Here is a 16,211-nt window from a genome sequence, read left to right on the forward strand (position 1 = left end):
TTTAACCTCCAATGGCATTAATAGGATCAACTTTATTAACAGTAACAATTGAGAATAATCCACCAATTGTTGAGACAATGACTAAGATAATACCATAAATGCACCATTGGGTAATGTTAATGGCAAATGGCATAGCCTCAGGTAATACTAAACTTAGAAAATAAGTTGCAACCCCAGAAAGAATGACGCCGAATACCCCAACTAAGAATGATTGGGCTAAAATTGATTTTGAAATAAACCAAGAATTAATTCCTTGTACTTTCATAACACCAAAAATAGCTGTTTTTTGAAGTGTGATGACATACATGAAGATTCCAATAACAGCCGAAGCAATAACGAATAGAACATAAATCATTGAATCGAGTGTCAAACTTTGTTCTGTATATCCTGGCAAGTTATCGATAAATTTTTGTGTAGATAGCTTAGTGAGTGAATCGTTTGATAAGGTTGTATTCGAGTCATTACTTAAGACAGCATTAATAGGATAGTTATCAGTTGTTTTAACCATGTCTTCACCAAACTTAATTTCAGTTGCAGTTTTGATGTTAGAATACATAACAGGTGTTGCAATATAAGAAGTTGATGGAACAATACCGACAACTTTAACTTTTAAATCATTGCTACCTACTGTGATAGTATCATTAATTTTAAATCCTTTATCCGCCAGATTTTGAGAAATAATTACTTCATTATCTTTTTTAAACGACTTGCCACTTGTTACACTTGGTAAGAAGAAAGCATCGTCATTTGTACCGAATAAGCTAATATTTACTTTATTATCTTTTTTGCCAATTGCTCCACTGTAAAGAGATAATGGGGCTTTTTCATTTGAAGAGATATCTTTGACATCCTCTAATTTTAGTTGAGAAGCTGCTAGGATGTTATTTGCATCATCCGATAACACAATTTCTTTTGCGTTCCAGTCATCGACTGTTTGTCTAAATTCTTGAGATAACCCATCAGCAAGGCCTGAGAGTAAAAAGACAACGAGTCCGATTAAAAACATAATACCAACAATTAAACTATAACGTAACTTTGAGTAACGCATTTCTTTTAAAGCTAAGAACATAAATATTCCTCCATTTCACTTAGTAACAAGTTGTCACTAGATAATTAAAAAGACAACTAGTCTTTTTTGATTGATTGCAACAGCACTTGAAAGAAAAATCCCAAGCCTATTGTTAAAATAACATGACCCAAACCAGCAATACCACTAATAGCAGCAGAACTTTCGATTCCTAAGACAGTCATTGTACCATGAGTTAATAACATTAATAGTGTAACACCTAATCCAATATTATAGGTAATATAAAACTTTTTGAAGTTTTTATGTTTAGTAAGATTAAAATTCTTTTCTAATAATAAGACAATTAAAAAGAAAAACATTCCTAAAATTAAGGTATGAGTATGAACAACACTTAATTGCGTCCAACCATCAAAATCATTAAATTTTGTCATTTCTCGGAAGTAAACGCCACTAATCAATCCGATAATCATATAACTTAAACTAGCTCTAGCTAACTTTTGCATCTTAAATCCTCCTATTTAATTCCTTTTATAATCCATTTAATTTTATAGTGATAATCCACAATCAACTCTTCTGGAGACCAATTATTAATAATAAAGTCTGTTAACGAGTTCATGACTACTTCCATAGTAAAGTAAAGAAAACTAATAGCTTCTTGAGTTTCATGGATTTGAAAGTCGTTGTTACATAATAGGCTAATCCATTCCTTTAACATGTAAGAAGAGTCATCTAAATCTAATCGTTTCATCGTACGTTGATAATCCGCTCGTGTTAGTAACAATAGTCCTTTCCAGTAAGCACTGTCTGTTTCTAAGTGAGAACAAAAAACCAAATATTGTTCGATTCCATGGAAAAAATCATTTTTATATTGAGCAATATAATCTAAAATATCTTGATGAATAAGTAGGGATTGTTTTTTCACGATATAGGCGTAGGCATCTTCTAAATCAACAAAGTATTTATAGAATGCACCTCTTGACATTTCCATCTGCTCAACAATATGTGAAACTTTTACTTGACTAATAGATTGGTTATAAAAAGTATCTAATAAAATCATGTCCATTTTTTCTTTTTTTGGTGCAGATAGATTAAGGAATGTATCTTTTGGCATATCATAACCCCCCTTCAAAGATTAATTGATTAACTAAAAAAAATGATAACACAAAAAGTAACATATTGTCACTTATCTTGCTTGGGGATTTACAGTATAAAATATAATTTATGGTAAGAATTCTAATGCCTTGGTGATATGACTGAAAATTTTTAAAAAATTTGATATAAAAATATCAAAATAACCGATAATCATTCTTATCCACAGGTTATTTTATGAATAAATAGAGAAGGGAGGTTTATGAATGTCGCATATTCTGCAATCTATCACAATAGTGACACCCATTATCTTTGTATTGGCGTTGGGTTCTTTCGCTGGAAAAAAACAAGTTTATTGTAGAAGAGACTCAGGGTATTGAACATTTACTAGGACAACCAATTGATCTTGATTGGGAACATGAAAATTATAAAGGTGTACCACAATCAACCATTAAAAAATTTGTTGCAATGATTCATACATAACTAGCTATAGAATGTATATTAGAATTATTAGCCAAAACGCCTATTAAGTCTGAAAGTATCAAGTCAATTGAAACAGATGTACCAAAAATTACCTATGATTTTTCTGGGCGGTGTATAACATGGTAATACGGATGCAGCCATCACAACAAAAGAACAAGCTGATTATTCCCTACCATACTTGTTAGCTGTTGCTGTGTTAGGTAGACAAGTGATGCAACCTCAGTTTGAAGAATCACGTATTATAAAACCTGATGTTCAAGCACTTCTTCAAAAAGCCCTTGTGAAACCAGATGCTGATTTCACAAAACGTTATCCAAAAGATTTTTGTGCACGTATTACCAATTACACAAATGAATGGTACTGTTACAACTTATGAAGTAAGCAATTACCCAGGTATGCCTTGTTGACCATTTACTTGGGAAGAATCAGTCGATAAATTTGATTGTTTAACAAAAGGATATATTAATCCAGTATTGGCTGAAAAATTAACAAAAGTCGTAAAAGATATTGAAATCAGATCGATAAAAGATTTGGTTGATATCTTAACTGGCATTAAGTATCCAACCACAAATAAATAGACAGAATAACAGTGGTCTGATAGATTTAAAGTAATCTATTTAGACCGCTTTTTTAGTGGATAATATTTGTTAGGAGTTAGTATATGTTAATGTTTAATGAAGCATGTTTTGAAGTTTTTAATATAGAAGGATTAGATAGTCGAATGATTGGAATTCGTGAAAAAATTCAACCGGTTTTTCAGTCGATTGATGAAAAATTAGTGGAAGAGTTAGAACCTTTGTTGGGTGAAAAATTGCCTATTCATATAGCACAACACAGACGACGCACAACAAATGCACCAAATTTTACGTGGAGTGCAATGGGTGGAAATAAAAGAGGTTATAAAAAATTTCCTCATTTTCAGTTGGGGATTACACCGGAATATGTAGTCATATGGTTATCATTTATTGATAACCCACAAAATGAAGTTTTAATGGCACAAACATGCTTGGATCACCTCGAGTGGTTTGAGTCATTGCCAAATGATTTTGTTGTAAACACAGACCATACAAAAAATAACTATCATGCATTAGAAAAAGAACGAGTCATTAAAGATTTAACTAGATGGAGAGATGTTAAAAAAGGAGAATTTCAAATTGGTCGAGTGATACAAAAGAATCGATTTAATACCGAATCGACTGATGTCTTATTTGACGACATATTGCAAACCTATCTATCACTTATACCAATTTATCAAGCTTGTTTCCAATTGTTTAATTAATATGCAGTAAGAGAACTAGACAGATTGAAATTTTAGCTTATGATGATTTTTTTTATTGAATTATGCTATAATGAACGGTGATTATATGTCGCTGAATTTTATGAAGAGTGACTTAAAGGAGGACGAACAGTGGAAGATAAAAAAACTTTTTATATCACCACTCCGATTTATTACCCAAGTGGGAAATTACATATAGGAAGCTCGTATACAACTATAGCGTGTGATGCAATGGCTCGTTATAAACGAATGAAAGGGTTTGATGTCTTTTATTTAACAGGGCTTGATGAGCATGGTCAAAAAATTGAACAAAAAGCAGAAGAATTAGGAATTGAACCACAAGAATACGTAGATAATATGGCAATGGACGTTAAGAAATTATGGAAATTATTAGACATTGACTACACAAAATTTATCCGTACAACTGATCCTTCTCATAAACAATCTGTTCAAAAGATTTTTCAACGTTTAGTTGACCAAGGAGATATTTACTTAGGTGAATACGAAGGTTGGTATTCGGTATCAGATGAAGAGTATTTCACTGAAAATCAATTAGCTGAAGTCTTTAGAAATGAAGATGGAAAAGTTATTGGTGGATTAGCTCCGAGTGGTCATGAAGTAGAACTTGTTAAAGAACAAAGCTATTTCTTTAAAATGAGCAAATATGCAGACCGTTTATTAGAATATTACGAAGAACACCCAGATTTTATTGAACCAGTTTCTCGTAAAAATGAAATGATTAATAATTTTATTAACCCAGGTTTAGAAGACTTAGCTGTTAGCCGTACATCTTTCAAATGGGGAATTCCTGTTGAAAGTGATCCAAAACATGTGGTATATGTATGGATTGATGCGCTATCAAACTATATTACCGCTTTAGGTTATGGTACAGACGATGATAGTAACTTCCAAAAATACTGGCCAGCTGATGTTCATATGGTTGGTAAAGAAATCGTCCGTTTCCATACCATTTATTGGCCAATTATGTTAATGGCACTTGATTTGCCGTTACCAAAACAAATTTTTGCTCATGGTTGGTTAGTGATGCAAGATGGTAAAATGTCTAAATCAAAGGGGAATGTGGTTTACCCTGAAATGTTAGTAAGACGTTACGGATTAGATGCACTACGTTACTATTTAATGCGTGCAATTCCGTTTGGTTCAGATGGTGTGTTTACACCAGAAGATTTTGTTTCTCGTGTGAATTATGACTTAGCCAATGACTTAGGTAATTTATTAAATCGTACGATTGCGATGATTAATAAATATTGTGATGGTGTCGTACCAAACTACGCCTCTCAGGTAACAGATTTTGATAGTGAATTATCAACAACTGCTGCAGATGTGATTGGTAAATATAATAAAGCAATGGAAAAATTAGAGTTTAACATTGCGTTAAGTGAAGTATGGCGTCTCATTTCTCGTGCGAATAAATACATTGATGAGACTGAGCCATGGAACTTAGCGAAAGATGAAGAAAAACAAACAGAATTAAATAGTGTCATGGTTCATTTAGCCGAAAGTTTACGCATTTCTGCTATTTTACTACAACCAATTATGACGCAAGCACCAAAAGAAATCTTTAGCCAATTAGGATTGGATGATGAAACAGTCTCTATGATTGATATTCGTTTTGGAGAGTTCCCTTCTGGTACCAGAGTTGTCAGCAAAGGAACGCCTATTTTCCCACGTCTAGATGTTGAAGAAGAAGTAGCTTATATTAAAGAACAGATGGCTCAAAGTATGAATCAACAGACAGAAGAAGAAGAATGGAAACCAGAAGATGTGAAGCTTGTTTCTGTTAAAGATAAAGAAGTAAAATTTGAAACGTTTGATGAAGTTGAATTAAAAGTGGCTGAAATTTTAGACTGTCAAAAAGTTAAAGGGGCAGATAAATTATTGCAATTTAGATTAGATGCTGGTGACAAAGGCAATCGCCAAATTTTATCAGGAATTGCAGAATTTTATCCTGAACCAATGGATTTAATTGGTAAAAAAGTGGTGATTGTGGCTAACTTGAAACCAAGAAAAATTCGTGGACATATCAGTCAAGGAATGATTTTATCAGCTGAAAATTCAGATGGAAAATTATATGTTGTTGAAGCACCAAAAGGAGCAGAAAACGGCAGTATCGTTGGATAGAAAATGTAAAAGAGATTGAAAAAGTGGTCTTTTTCAATCTCTTTTTATGTTAAAATCATCGTGATAGGAGTGAAAACTATGATTTTTGATACACACACACATTTAAATGCAGAACAATTTAATGACGATTATAAAGAAGTCATTGAGCGAGCAGCACAACTAGGTGTAACTGAAATGGCAGTAGTAGGATTTGATACACCAACGATTGAACGCTCGTTAGAGTTAAGTGAACAGTACCCTTTTATTCATAGTATTATTGGGTGGCATCCGACTGAAGCAGGAAGGTACACAAAAGAGATTGAAAAAGATTTACAAGAAAAATTAACGAATCCTCGTGTTGTGACATTGGGAGAAATTGGATTAGATTACTATTGGATGAATGACGATCCTGACGTACAAGAAAAAGTCTTTCGTCGTCAAATTGCGATTGCTAAAGAGATGAATCTACCAATTAGCATCCATACAAGAGATGCGATGGAAGATACTTATAAGATTTTAAAATCAGAAGGCATTCAAGATATTGGAGGCATTATGCATAGTTTTGGTGGCGATAGCGAGTGGGCGAAACGTTTTTTAGATTTAGGGATGCATATTTCGTTTAGTGGTGTTGTCACATTTAAGAAAACACTAGAAGTTCAAGAAGCAGCAAAAATTGTCCCAATGGATAAATTATTAGTGGAAACTGATGCACCGTATTTAGCGCCTGTGCCATATCGTGGAAAACGTAATGAACCTGGGTATACACATTATGTCGTTGATAAAATTTCTGAATTAAGAAATTTACCTTATCAAACAGTGGCAAAAGAAACAACAAAAAATGCACATAGATTGTTTAGGTTAGAAGAAAATGACTAAAGAAAAAATATCAGAAATAGTGGTTGTAGAAGGAAAAGACGATACAAAACGATTGCAGCAAGTGTTAGACGTTGACACGATAGAAACGAATGGTTCGGCGTTAAATAACGAAACGTTGGATAAAATTAAACACGCTCAACGTGTGCGTGGTGTGATTGTGTTTACTGATCCAGATTTTCCTGGTGAAAAAATCCGTAAGCAGATTATGGCTGTCGTGCCTGATGCTAAACATGCTTTTATCCCTCGCTCAAAGGGAGTTCCTAAAAAGAAACATGGTAGTTTGGGCGTAGAACATGCCAGTAATGAAGCAATTATTCAAGCGCTAAAAGATGTTTCAACACCCACAACCAATCATTTTGAATCTGACATCACGGTGGAAGATTTAATTCAATTTGGATTAATAGCCGGAAATGGCTCGAGAGTTAGACGAGAAAAACTAGGTGAGTTACTTAATATCGGCTATACAAATGGAAAACAATTAAAAAAACGATTAAGTATGTTTCAAATAACAAAAGAAAAATTCTTAGAGGCAATGAAAGAGATAATAGAAGGTGAAACGAATGAATGAATACAAAGACATAGCAACACCTAGTCGAACGAAAGAAATACTAAAAAAACATGGGTTCTCATTTAAAAAGAGTTTAGGACAAAATTTTTTAACAGAACCTAATATCTTAAGAAAAATTGCCGAAGCAGGAGACTTGTCAAAAGAAGATGGTGTGATTGAAATCGGTCCAGGTATCGGTGCTTTAACGGAACATTTAGCACGACATGCTGGAAAAGTGCTAGCATTTGAAATCGACCAACGTTTAATTCCGGTATTAGAAGATACGTTGTCACCTTATGATAATATTACAGTCGTTAATGAAGATATTTTAAAAGCTGATGTCGTGGCCGAAGCAAAAAAAGTATTTGATGAAGAGCAACCAATCAAAGTCGTTGCCAATTTGCCTTATTATATTACGACACCCATCATGATGCATTTATTGATGTCACCACTAGATATCACGACAATGGTTGTGATGATGCAAAAAGAAGTGGCGGATCGCATGACAGCAAAACCGTCAACGAAGGCTTATGGCTCGTTATCAATTGCTGTCCAATTTTATATGGAAGCAAAACTCGCATTTATTGTGCCAAAAACAGCTTTTGTTCCACAACCTAATGTGGATTCAGCGATTATTAAGTTAGAAAAAAGAGAGACACCGATTGTTGACGTGATAGATGAAACATTCTTTTTTGAATTAACACGTGCTTCGTTCACACAACGTCGTAAAACATTATGGAACAATTTAACGAGTCATTTTGGAAAAGATGACCAAACAAAACAGTGGTTAGAAAAATCATTGGAAGAGAGTGACATAGACCCAAAACGTCGTGGTGAGACATTAAGCATTGCAGAATTTGGAAAATTATCAAACGTGTTAATCACGAATAAAAAATAAAATTACGGTAGTGATTGTTCATTGACAATAATTTGTACATTGTTTATCATATAAACAAATGATAAACGGAGTGAAAATAAAAAATGAAAAATAATTCGGTATTAAATATGACTTATGCAGCTTTTTTAATTGCGTTGGGGATTGTTATTCCAATGGTTATGCCAGTAAAAATCGTGATAGGACCTGCGTCTTATACTTTAGCCAGCCATGTACCAGTCATGCTAGCAATGTTCGTTTCTCCATTAGTTGCAGTGCTTGTGGCATTAGGGACAGCGTTTGGTTTCTTTATGACGACACCTTTTATTATTGGGATGAGAGCCTTATCTCATGTGATTTTTGCTTTTTTTGGTGCATTGTATTTACAAAAAAGACCTACTATCATACATTCACCTAAAAAAATGATGGTATTTAATATTGTTTTAGGACTAGCACATGCTTTATTTGAAACACTGATTGTGACAGTATTTTTTATGACAGATGGATTAGGTGAGGCAAGTTATACAATGGGATTCTTCCAGTCAGTCATTGTGTTAGTAGGATTGGGTGGTTTTGTCCATAGTTTGATTGATTTTTCTATTGCGTATATGATTGCTCAAAAAATAGGGACAAGATTTTCATTTCCAGTTTATTTAGCAGCAAAAAATAAATAAATAAAAGACCAAATTTTCTCTCAAATGAAAATTTGGCCTTTGTTATTTCTTATCTAATAACTTGTTCTGTTTGAGGATCAAAGAAGTGAGCCTTGTTTAAGTTGAAAGCTAATTCAATCACTTCTCCTGGACGATACGTTGATCGGGCATCCACTTTTGATATGAACTCTGTTTCACCCGTTTTTGTATAAAGCATTGTTTCAGCTCCAAGTAATTCTGATACAACTACTTCAGATTTAACAATACTATTTGGAGAAGCTTCTTTTGCAAGAATTTCACTATGGATATCTTCAGGGCGAATACCAAAAATTAATGGTTTGTTAACGTATCCTTGTTCACGTAAAATTTTGAATTTTCCTTCAGGCAACTGAACGTTTAAATCATGACCATCAGTGATATGACCATCTTCTGTTAATTCAACGTTAAATATGTTCATAGCAGGAGAGCCGATGAATCCAGCGACAAATACATTGTTTGGTGTGTCATATACTTCTTTTGGTGTTCCAATTTGTTGGATAAAACCATCTTTCATGATAACAATGCGATCAGCCATAGTCATCGCTTCAGTTTGGTCATGGGTAACGTAAATAGTGGTTGTTTCCAAACGACGATGAAGTTTCGCGATTTCTGCACGCATTGCCACACGAAGTTTTGCGTCTAAGTTTGATAAAGGTTCATCCATTAAAAATACTTTAGCATCACGCACAATCGCACGACCTAATGCCACACGTTGTCGTTGTCCACCAGATAAAGCTGCGGGTTTTCGTTGTAAGTAATCTGTTAAACCAAGAATTTCACCAGCATTTTCGACACGTTTTCTGATTTCTTCTTTGTCATATTTACGAAGTTTTAAACCAAATGCCATATTATCGTAGACGGTCATATGAGGATATAACGCATAGTTTTGGAAAACCATCGCGATATCACGATCTTTTGGCGCAACGTCATTGACTAATTTATCACCAATCCAAAGTTCACCTTCTGAAATATCTTCAAGACCAGCTACCATACGTAATGTTGTTGATTTACCACAACCAGAAGGGCCAACAAACACGATAAATTCACGGTCTTCAATATGTAAATTAAAATCTGTAACAGAATAATTAGGGTTTCCATCATATTTTTTATAAATGTGTTTTAAAGCAATTTCTACCATAGTGTACTTCCTTCTTTCATTTGTTTTATTAAATACAGTATAATGAATTTAGTGATGCGCTTACAATGTAAACATGCCTATATTTTTGGGCAATATGACGAAAGGGAGAGAAAAAGATGAAAATAGCACTGATAGCACACGATAAAAAGAAAAAAGAGATGGTCGAATTAACAAAAAAATTCGAGGAAGTATTAAGTATACATGAATTATTTGCCACAGGGACAACAGGACTTCGTATTCAAGAAGCAACGAAATTAAATGTTCATCGATTTAAATCAGGACCTCTAGGGGGAGACCAACAGATAGGCGCACGTGTTTCAGAAGGAGAGATGGATATGATCATTTTTCTAAGAGATCCGTTAACAGCCCAACCACATGAACCAGACGTGACTGCGTTGATTCGTCTAAGTGATGTCTATGAAATCCCTCTAGCAACAAATAAAAGTACAGCCATGCTACTTTTTAAAGAATTAGAGAATTTGGCGAAAATTTGACTGGGATAGTCTTTATTGTAATTTTTTTCCATTATGATATAGTACGAATGTAAAACAAATAACAGAGTAGGAAATATAGCGTCAAGTGCTACTAGGATGGGATGTTGCTTAGTGGACGAAAAGTACAAGTGGTGTACTTGCGGCCTTATTTCTGCATTCGCTGCATAATGGATGTAGCAACTCTAAATAAAAGGAGATGCTAGGATGAGCAAAAATGATTTTACGCCAAAGTCAATTGCATTGATGGGAGTATTAATGGGGTTGCAAATCGTGTTAACACGATTTATTTCAATTCAAACACCGTTTGTTCGTATTAGTTTTACGTTTATTGCGGTTGTGTTGATGTGTATGATGTTCTCGCCACTTGTGGCAGGAATAGGAAATGCCTTAGCTGATTTTATTGGAATCACTCTATTTCCAGTAACAGCAGGATTTTTTCCAGGTTTTACGTTGTCAGCTTTTTTATCAGCCTTTTTATATGGATTATTCTATTATAAAAAAGAGATGACGCTAAAACGAATTATCACAGTCAATGTGATTGTGACAATTGTGGTAAATTTAGGGATGAACACATTTTGGCTATATTTAATGTATGGTCCAGGAATTGTTGCCAATATTCCAAGTCGTGTTGTGAGTTCACTGATTTTATTAGTGATTCATGTTATCGGGACTTATTGGTTAGCTAATGTCAAAGTTATACAAAAGCAATTAGTTAAATTTGCTTCATAAAAAAATCATACAAAAAGCAGAGTGTATATGGACACACTGCTTTTTTTTATGTTATAAAGTATCATATATAGAAAAAAGGAGGGTATACATGAAAAAATACCAATATATTATATTTGATATAGATAATACGTTGCTCGATTTTAGCCGTTCAGAGTATGACGCACTACAAAAAGTATTTGCTACTTATGGTGTTGTTTTTAATGAAAACACATTTAATCAATACAAAGAAATCAATCATGACTTGTGGGAGCAGTTAGAAGATGGTAAAATCAGTAAAGCAGTTGTTTTAAAGGAGCGTTTTAAACGATTCTTTTTAGCAAATAATATTGTTGTTGATGGTGTATTAGTTGATAAACAGTATCGAGGTTTTCTTGAAGAGAGAAATGATGTCATGAATGGGGCAATGAGTTTATTAACCCAATTAAAATCGAAAGGGTATACCATTTTTGCTGGAACAAATGGTGTTGGTCAGACACAACGCAAACGTCTAGCTAGTGCAAATATGACAGATTTATTTGATGGATTATATATTTCCGAGGAAGTTGGATTTGAAAAACCTGATGTTCGTTTTTTTGATTATATTTTTAATGATGCTAGAATAACAGATTTATCAAAAGTTGTGATGATTGGTGATAGTTTATCATCAGATATTGAAGGGGCAAATCGTGTCGGAATTGATTCTATATGGTTTAGTAATGGAGCTGAGACGTCAGATAAAACCTACACAAAAAAAGTAGATAACTTATCAGAAATTTTGGAATGTGTTTGACTCAAAAAAGGGTAACGGTTAGGTATGGGGAATTGTTTGATTGGTATAATAAAAGATTAAAGAGGTGTGCGTTTATGCGTCAACTATTTATGTTAAAAGAAGATTATACTAATGAAAACAAAAGAGAAATCATCACAAGAGAAGGAGATAAAGTTTATACAATCGAGTGTTTTGATGATAATGGATTAGCTTGTTATAGTGTATATAATAACAAACAAGAAGAAGTTGTTCGTGTTGAAAAACATATTGGATCAACTCTTCCATGTTTAGATGTTGTAGTTGATGAGCGTATTGCATTTACTGTAGAACAATCCGAGTCAATCTCAAAAATGTCATTTCAAATAACAAGTGATGATTTAGAAGTATACGATGATTGGTGGTCAATGGACTTTGACATCATGTCAGGTTATCGTAAAGTATCAAAAGTTCGTAATCGTTGGACAGGATTAGGCGATGCTTATGAAATCACTGTTTTTGAAAAATCAAGCGAACCAGAAACAATAGGCTTAATGTTGGCACTTGATTCAGTAAAAAAAATTGAAGCAAAAGTTAATATAGTAAAATAAAAAAAACTCATTCTAGTTTAATTGTTAAGTAGTAAGCAATTAGCTAGAGTGAGTTTTTTAGTTTGTCAATGACTAAATTGTGAGTGGTAGAGACTAGAATAAGCACCATCTTTGTTTTTTAATAAGGAGTCGTGAGTTCCTGTCTCGATGATTTTTCCTTTATCCATCACAAGAATAATATCGGCTTTTTTAATTGTTGATAGACGATGAGCGATGATAAAACTAGTTTTTCCTGACATCATGTTATCAAAAGCTGTTTGGATATGTTGTTCTGTCAAGGTATCAATAGAACTTGTGGCCTCATCTAGTATAAGCATAGGAGGTTTACTAATCATCGTTCTCGCAATCGTAAATAATTGTTTTTGTCCTTCAGATAACAACACACCTGATTGCCCAATCATCGTATCAAATCCATGAGGCAATTGTTGAATAAAGTGATAGATATTTGCTTCTTCACAGGCTTTTATCACATCTTGTTTTGTTGCTTGTGTGTTACCCAACGTTAGATTGTCCCAAATAGTACCTTGGAATAACCAAGTTTCTTGTAACACCATTCCAAATGAGCGTCGCAATTCATCTTTTGGTATATCAGTGATTGGCACGGAATCAATCGTAATAACGCCTTTATCTAACGGATAAAAATTCATTAAAAGATTAACTAAGGTAGATTTACCTGCTCCTGTTTTCCCTACAATTGCCACTGTTTGTCCCTGTTTAACAGTTAAATTGAAATCTTCAATTAATGGTGATGCTGGATCATATGAGAAGTACACATGCGAAAAGGACACATTACCAATAGGTGTGAAAGGATGGGTTAGTTTTTTGACGTATGTTTCTTCTTCTGGTTCATCTAGTAAGTCGTTGATACGTTTAATACTCGAAAAAGCTGTTTGAAGTTGTGTTGTGATACTTGATAGTTCAATTAACGGTTTTGAAAACTGTCCTGAATAAATAATAAAACTAGATAGCATTCCTAAAGATAATGGTAATGAAATATTAATAATAAGTAGCCCACTCACTAAACCAATTAATAAATAGCCCATGTGATCGATAAAACGAGATAAAGGATTTGTCAGAGAAGAAATGAATTGTGCTTGTTGCCCAGTTTGTTGCAATTCAAGATTCATGTCCTGGAATTGTTGAATAACGGTTTCTTCATATTCATAAGACTTAATCGTTTTTAAATGGCTAAATTGTTCATTGATATAGCCAGACATTTTTCCTAGTAATTGCTGTTGTGCGTTGAAATATCGCTGTCCTTTTTTTGCTATCATCACATTAACTAAAAACATACCTGCTGTTATCAAGAGAATTACACCAGTTAATATAACGTTTAAAGATAGCATAATACCCAGTGCCACGATGATAATCGTTATGCTTGGAAATAGTTGATTAAATAAAGCCAGTAGAGCTTCTGAAATATAATCTAAATCCGTACTAAATCGGTTCATCGTGTCACCATGTGAATGTGTATCAAAATAATTTATCGGTAATTTATTTAGCTTATGGTATCCTTTTTTTCTTACTTCCTTCATAGAAGTATAGGCGATATGCTGACTGATTCGCTGTAAGAAATAAAAACTACTCGCCGCTAGACAAGTCAAAACGATAATGAGAAAAATCTGTGTTACTAACCCCGTCTTAGATGATAGCGTCATACTATCAATCGCTTTACCAATATACATGGTGACCAATACACTACTCAGGCCGTACAGAAAACTCAAACAAGCATTTAAGATAATCGCTTTTTTGAAAGGTTTTAGATAAGGAGAGAAAGTTGAAAGTCTTTGTTTAAACATTTAGTTATCCCCCTTTTCTTGAGATGTCACAATTTGTTGGTAAAATTGTGATTGCTTCATCAAGTTTTGATGCGTTCCTTGAGCGACTATTTCACCTTGATTTAAGACTAGTAAATGGTCTGCTTCTTTAACAGAAGAGATGCGTTGCGACACGATAATGCTATTTTTGATAAAATCAAGTCTTGCTAACGTTTGTCGAATAGCTAAATCCGTTTTATAATCTAAAGCACTTAGAGCATCATCTAAAATTAGAATACTTGGTTGAGAAATCAACGCTCTGGCAATTGCCAAACGTTGTCTTTGGCCTCCTGAAAAATTTGTCCCGTTTTCAGCAGTTGGCATACTTAAGTCATCAACGAACTCTAAACAGTCAGCCCACTCTAGTGCTCTCCAACAATCTTTTTCCGTTGCATTTGGGAATCCCATTTTTAAGTTACTCTCAATCGTTCCTGAAAAAATGACACTTTTTTGTGATACATAACCGATAGAATGTCTGACTTCTCCTGAGGTTAAATCAAGTAGGTTCATATTATCTAAGAGAATAGTCCCGTCAGTTGGAAGATAAAATTTTTGAATTAATTCAATTAACGTTGTCTTACCACATCCGGTAGGTCCAACAATCCCAAGTTGTGTCCCTTTTTTTAAATCGAATTGAATCTTTCTTAACACGTCTTGAGATGAACTAGGGTAATGAAAGGATACATCTTGAAAAGATAACGTGTTTTCTGATTCAAATGGTAATACTTTATCTAGAGGTTGTGTTTGAACTTTCGGTGTTGTATTAAGTATTTCCTCGACCCGTTTTTTAGCTGAAAAAGCTCGTACGAAAATGGTCACTAAATTTGCTACAACAATTAAGGCAGCTAGCAGTTGTAGCATGTAGTTGATTAAAGCTACAATATCTCCTGTTTGAAGTTGTCCGACAGATACATTAATATCACCAACCCATAAGATTAGAGCAATAATCATATTTGTCATAAACAAGGTTAGGGGAGACATAAGAGCAGATAGTTTTGTCATATCAATGTAGCGATTGGCTAACTTTTCGCTGACCTCAGCTGATTTATCTTCCATTTTTTTTTCATTGGCAAAGGCACGAATAACTTTGACACCGGTAAGTTGTTCGCTAGTAACAGTATTTAATTCATCAATAGATGATAACACTTGTTGGTATTTTGGTACTGTTTTGCTCATTAAAATGTATAGAATAAATGAAAAAATAGGAACAGTTAACAAGAAAATAAATCCCATTGATGTATTGATGGTAAAGGCCATGACGATAGAGCCAATACTAAGGAATGGTGCACGAATAACTAGACGGATGAGCATGGCTAATGCTAGTTGTAATTGATTGACGTCGTTAATGGTTCTAGTTAAAAATGTGTCAGGTCCAAATTTATCAATTTCAGTATGAGAAAACTGTGTGATTTTTTTTACAACAGCTAAACGTAATTCTGTTCCAAAACCTTGAGACGCAACAGCTGCATAATATTGGCAAACTAGGACGCATAAAAGCCCAAGTATAGACAAACCTAACATGTATAAAGTAGCAGCGTAGACAACCGATATGTTTTGTTCTCGAATCCCTGAATCAATTAAATAAGCCATAAATAGTGGGAGTGTTAATTCGAAGATCGCTTCCATCAATTTAAAAGCAGGGCCAAGTATTAATTGTTTTTTATATTTTTTAGCATAAGAAAATACAGACAAGTTGAGCACTTCCTTTCTTTA

At 33.8% G+C, this 16,211-nt stretch carries 17 protein-coding genes and 1 riboswitch; of the genes, 11 read left to right on the forward strand and 6 right to left on the reverse strand.

All coding sequences use genetic code 11. From position 1 onward, the window contains the following. Position 1: 1 nt before the first annotated feature. The 3 genes from MN581_RS07575 to MN581_RS07585 are packed head-to-tail and all read right to left on the reverse strand — an operon-like array spanning position 2 to position 2,138. Positions 2-1,069, reverse strand: coding sequence for an ABC transporter permease (locus MN581_RS07575; RefSeq protein WP_117973595.1), 1,068 nt, complete (start codon positions 1,067-1,069; stop codon positions 2-4). A gap of 56 nt (positions 1,070-1,125) precedes the next feature. Continuing rightward, the gene (locus MN581_RS07580; protein WP_117973593.1) at positions 1,126-1,530 is read right to left on the reverse strand and encodes a DUF2871 domain-containing protein; all 405 of its coding nucleotides are present in this window, start codon (positions 1,528-1,530) and stop codon (positions 1,126-1,128) included. Between the two features lie 11 nt (positions 1,531-1,541). Beyond that, positions 1,542-2,138 (reverse strand): TetR/AcrR family transcriptional regulator, encoded by a 597-nt coding sequence (locus MN581_RS07585; RefSeq protein WP_117973591.1) that lies wholly within the window; start codon positions 2,136-2,138, stop codon positions 1,542-1,544. Between the two features lie 600 nt (positions 2,139-2,738). Here MN581_RS07585 and MN581_RS07590 point away from each other — a divergent pair. From MN581_RS07590 to MN581_RS07620, 7 genes are all read left to right on the forward strand, one after another. Then, positions 2,739-2,975, forward strand: coding sequence for an MmgE/PrpD family protein (locus MN581_RS07590; protein ID WP_117973589.1), 237 nt, complete (start codon positions 2,739-2,741; stop codon positions 2,973-2,975). A gap of 285 nt (positions 2,976-3,260) precedes the next feature. Then, on the forward strand, positions 3,261-3,878 hold the full coding sequence (locus tag MN581_RS07595; protein WP_199500925.1) for a DUF1054 family protein: 618 nt from the start codon (positions 3,261-3,263) through the stop codon (positions 3,876-3,878). Positions 3,879-4,007: 129 nt separating this feature from the next. Beyond that, positions 4,008-6,017 (forward strand): methionine--tRNA ligase, encoded by a 2,010-nt coding sequence (gene metG, locus MN581_RS07600; protein ID WP_117973587.1) that lies wholly within the window; start codon positions 4,008-4,010, stop codon positions 6,015-6,017. Between the two features lie 78 nt (positions 6,018-6,095). After that, a complete protein-coding gene (locus MN581_RS07605) occupies positions 6,096-6,872 on the forward strand; it encodes a TatD family hydrolase (protein WP_241699543.1) in 777 nt (258 codons plus the stop codon). Further along, positions 6,865-7,440, forward strand: coding sequence for a ribonuclease M5 (gene rnmV, locus MN581_RS07610; RefSeq protein WP_117973583.1), 576 nt, complete (start codon positions 6,865-6,867; stop codon positions 7,438-7,440). The genes MN581_RS07605 and rnmV overlap by 8 nt, the downstream gene beginning before the upstream one ends. Next, positions 7,433-8,317 (forward strand): 16S rRNA (adenine(1518)-N(6)/adenine(1519)-N(6))-dimethyltransferase RsmA, encoded by an 885-nt coding sequence (gene rsmA / locus MN581_RS07615; RefSeq protein ID WP_241699544.1) that lies wholly within the window; start codon positions 7,433-7,435, stop codon positions 8,315-8,317. Before rnmV ends, rsmA begins: the two co-directional genes overlap by 8 nt. 83 nt (positions 8,318-8,400) lie before the next feature. After that, positions 8,401-8,967, forward strand: coding sequence for a hypothetical protein (locus tag MN581_RS07620; RefSeq protein WP_241699545.1), 567 nt, complete (start codon positions 8,401-8,403; stop codon positions 8,965-8,967). Between the two features lie 49 nt (positions 8,968-9,016). On the opposite strand, the gene ugpC is transcribed toward MN581_RS07620, so the two are convergent. Continuing rightward, the gene (gene ugpC / locus MN581_RS07625; protein ID WP_117973577.1) at positions 9,017-10,123 is read right to left on the reverse strand and encodes a sn-glycerol-3-phosphate ABC transporter ATP-binding protein UgpC; all 1,107 of its coding nucleotides are present in this window, start codon (positions 10,121-10,123) and stop codon (positions 9,017-9,019) included. A gap of 116 nt (positions 10,124-10,239) precedes the next feature. Here ugpC and MN581_RS07630 point away from each other — a divergent pair, with 116 nt between their 5' ends. The 4 genes from MN581_RS07630 (at position 10,240) to MN581_RS07645 (ending at position 12,681) form a co-directional block, all read left to right on the forward strand. Continuing rightward, complete coding sequence (locus MN581_RS07630) at positions 10,240-10,617, forward strand: methylglyoxal synthase (protein ID WP_117973575.1); 378 nt, start codon at positions 10,240-10,242, stop codon at positions 10,615-10,617. 60 nt (positions 10,618-10,677) lie between these two features. Beyond that, a riboswitch (THF riboswitch) is annotated at positions 10,678-10,782 on the forward strand. 39 nt (positions 10,783-10,821) lie between these two features. Then, positions 10,822-11,346 (forward strand): folate family ECF transporter S component, encoded by a 525-nt coding sequence (locus MN581_RS07635; protein WP_117973573.1) that lies wholly within the window; start codon positions 10,822-10,824, stop codon positions 11,344-11,346. A gap of 88 nt (positions 11,347-11,434) precedes the next feature. Beyond that, a complete protein-coding gene (locus MN581_RS07640) occupies positions 11,435-12,115 on the forward strand; it encodes a YjjG family noncanonical pyrimidine nucleotidase (protein WP_117973572.1) in 681 nt (226 codons plus the stop codon). Between the two features lie 74 nt (positions 12,116-12,189). Further along, a complete protein-coding gene (locus MN581_RS07645; RefSeq protein ID WP_241699546.1) occupies positions 12,190-12,681 on the forward strand; it encodes a hypothetical protein in 492 nt (163 codons plus the stop codon). A gap of 65 nt (positions 12,682-12,746) precedes the next feature. Here MN581_RS07645 and MN581_RS07650 read toward each other — a convergent pair whose 3' ends face one another. Next, positions 12,747-14,480 carry an ABC transporter ATP-binding protein gene (locus MN581_RS07650; protein WP_241699547.1) on the reverse strand — a complete coding sequence of 578 codons (1,734 nt, stop codon included), beginning with the start codon at positions 14,478-14,480 and terminating at the stop codon, positions 12,747-12,749. Next, on the reverse strand, positions 14,481-16,190 hold the full coding sequence (locus MN581_RS07655; RefSeq protein ID WP_241699548.1) for an ABC transporter ATP-binding protein: 1,710 nt from the start codon (positions 16,188-16,190) through the stop codon (positions 14,481-14,483). Positions 16,191-16,211 lie beyond the last annotated feature (21 nt).

Source organism: Vagococcus sp. CY53-2, assembly GCF_022604695.1.
Classification (GTDB): domain Bacteria; phylum Bacillota; class Bacilli; order Lactobacillales; family Vagococcaceae; genus Vagococcus.

Excerpts from the sequence above, each read along its gene's own strand:
- MN581_RS07575 (WP_117973595.1), bottom strand. The coding sequence starts at position 1,069 with ATGTTCTTAGCTTTAAAAGAAATGCGTTACTCAAAGTTACGTTATAGT.
- ugpC (WP_117973577.1), bottom strand. The coding sequence starts at position 10,123 with ATGGTAGAAATTGCTTTAAAACACATTTATAAAAAATATGATGGAAAC.
- MN581_RS07585 (WP_117973591.1), bottom strand. The coding sequence starts at position 2,138 with ATGCCAAAAGATACATTCCTTAATCTATCTGCACCAAAAAAAGAAAAA.
- rnmV (WP_117973583.1), top strand. The coding sequence starts at position 6,865 with ATGACTAAAGAAAAAATATCAGAAATAGTGGTTGTAGAAGGAAAAGAC.
- MN581_RS07605 (WP_241699543.1), top strand. The coding sequence starts at position 6,096 with ATGATTTTTGATACACACACACATTTAAATGCAGAACAATTTAATGAC.
- MN581_RS07580 (WP_117973593.1), bottom strand. The coding sequence starts at position 1,530 with ATGCAAAAGTTAGCTAGAGCTAGTTTAAGTTATATGATTATCGGATTG.
- MN581_RS07620 (WP_241699545.1), top strand. The coding sequence starts at position 8,401 with ATGAAAAATAATTCGGTATTAAATATGACTTATGCAGCTTTTTTAATT.
- MN581_RS07595 (WP_199500925.1), top strand. The coding sequence starts at position 3,261 with ATGTTAATGTTTAATGAAGCATGTTTTGAAGTTTTTAATATAGAAGGA.
- MN581_RS07650 (WP_241699547.1), bottom strand. The coding sequence starts at position 14,480 with ATGTTTAAACAAAGACTTTCAACTTTCTCTCCTTATCTAAAACCTTTC.
- rsmA (WP_241699544.1), top strand. The coding sequence starts at position 7,433 with ATGAATGAATACAAAGACATAGCAACACCTAGTCGAACGAAAGAAATA.
- MN581_RS07635 (WP_117973573.1), top strand. The coding sequence starts at position 10,822 with ATGAGCAAAAATGATTTTACGCCAAAGTCAATTGCATTGATGGGAGTA.
- MN581_RS07640 (WP_117973572.1), top strand. The coding sequence starts at position 11,435 with ATGAAAAAATACCAATATATTATATTTGATATAGATAATACGTTGCTC.
- MN581_RS07645 (WP_241699546.1), top strand. The coding sequence starts at position 12,190 with ATGCGTCAACTATTTATGTTAAAAGAAGATTATACTAATGAAAACAAA.
- MN581_RS07630 (WP_117973575.1), top strand. The coding sequence starts at position 10,240 with ATGAAAATAGCACTGATAGCACACGATAAAAAGAAAAAAGAGATGGTC.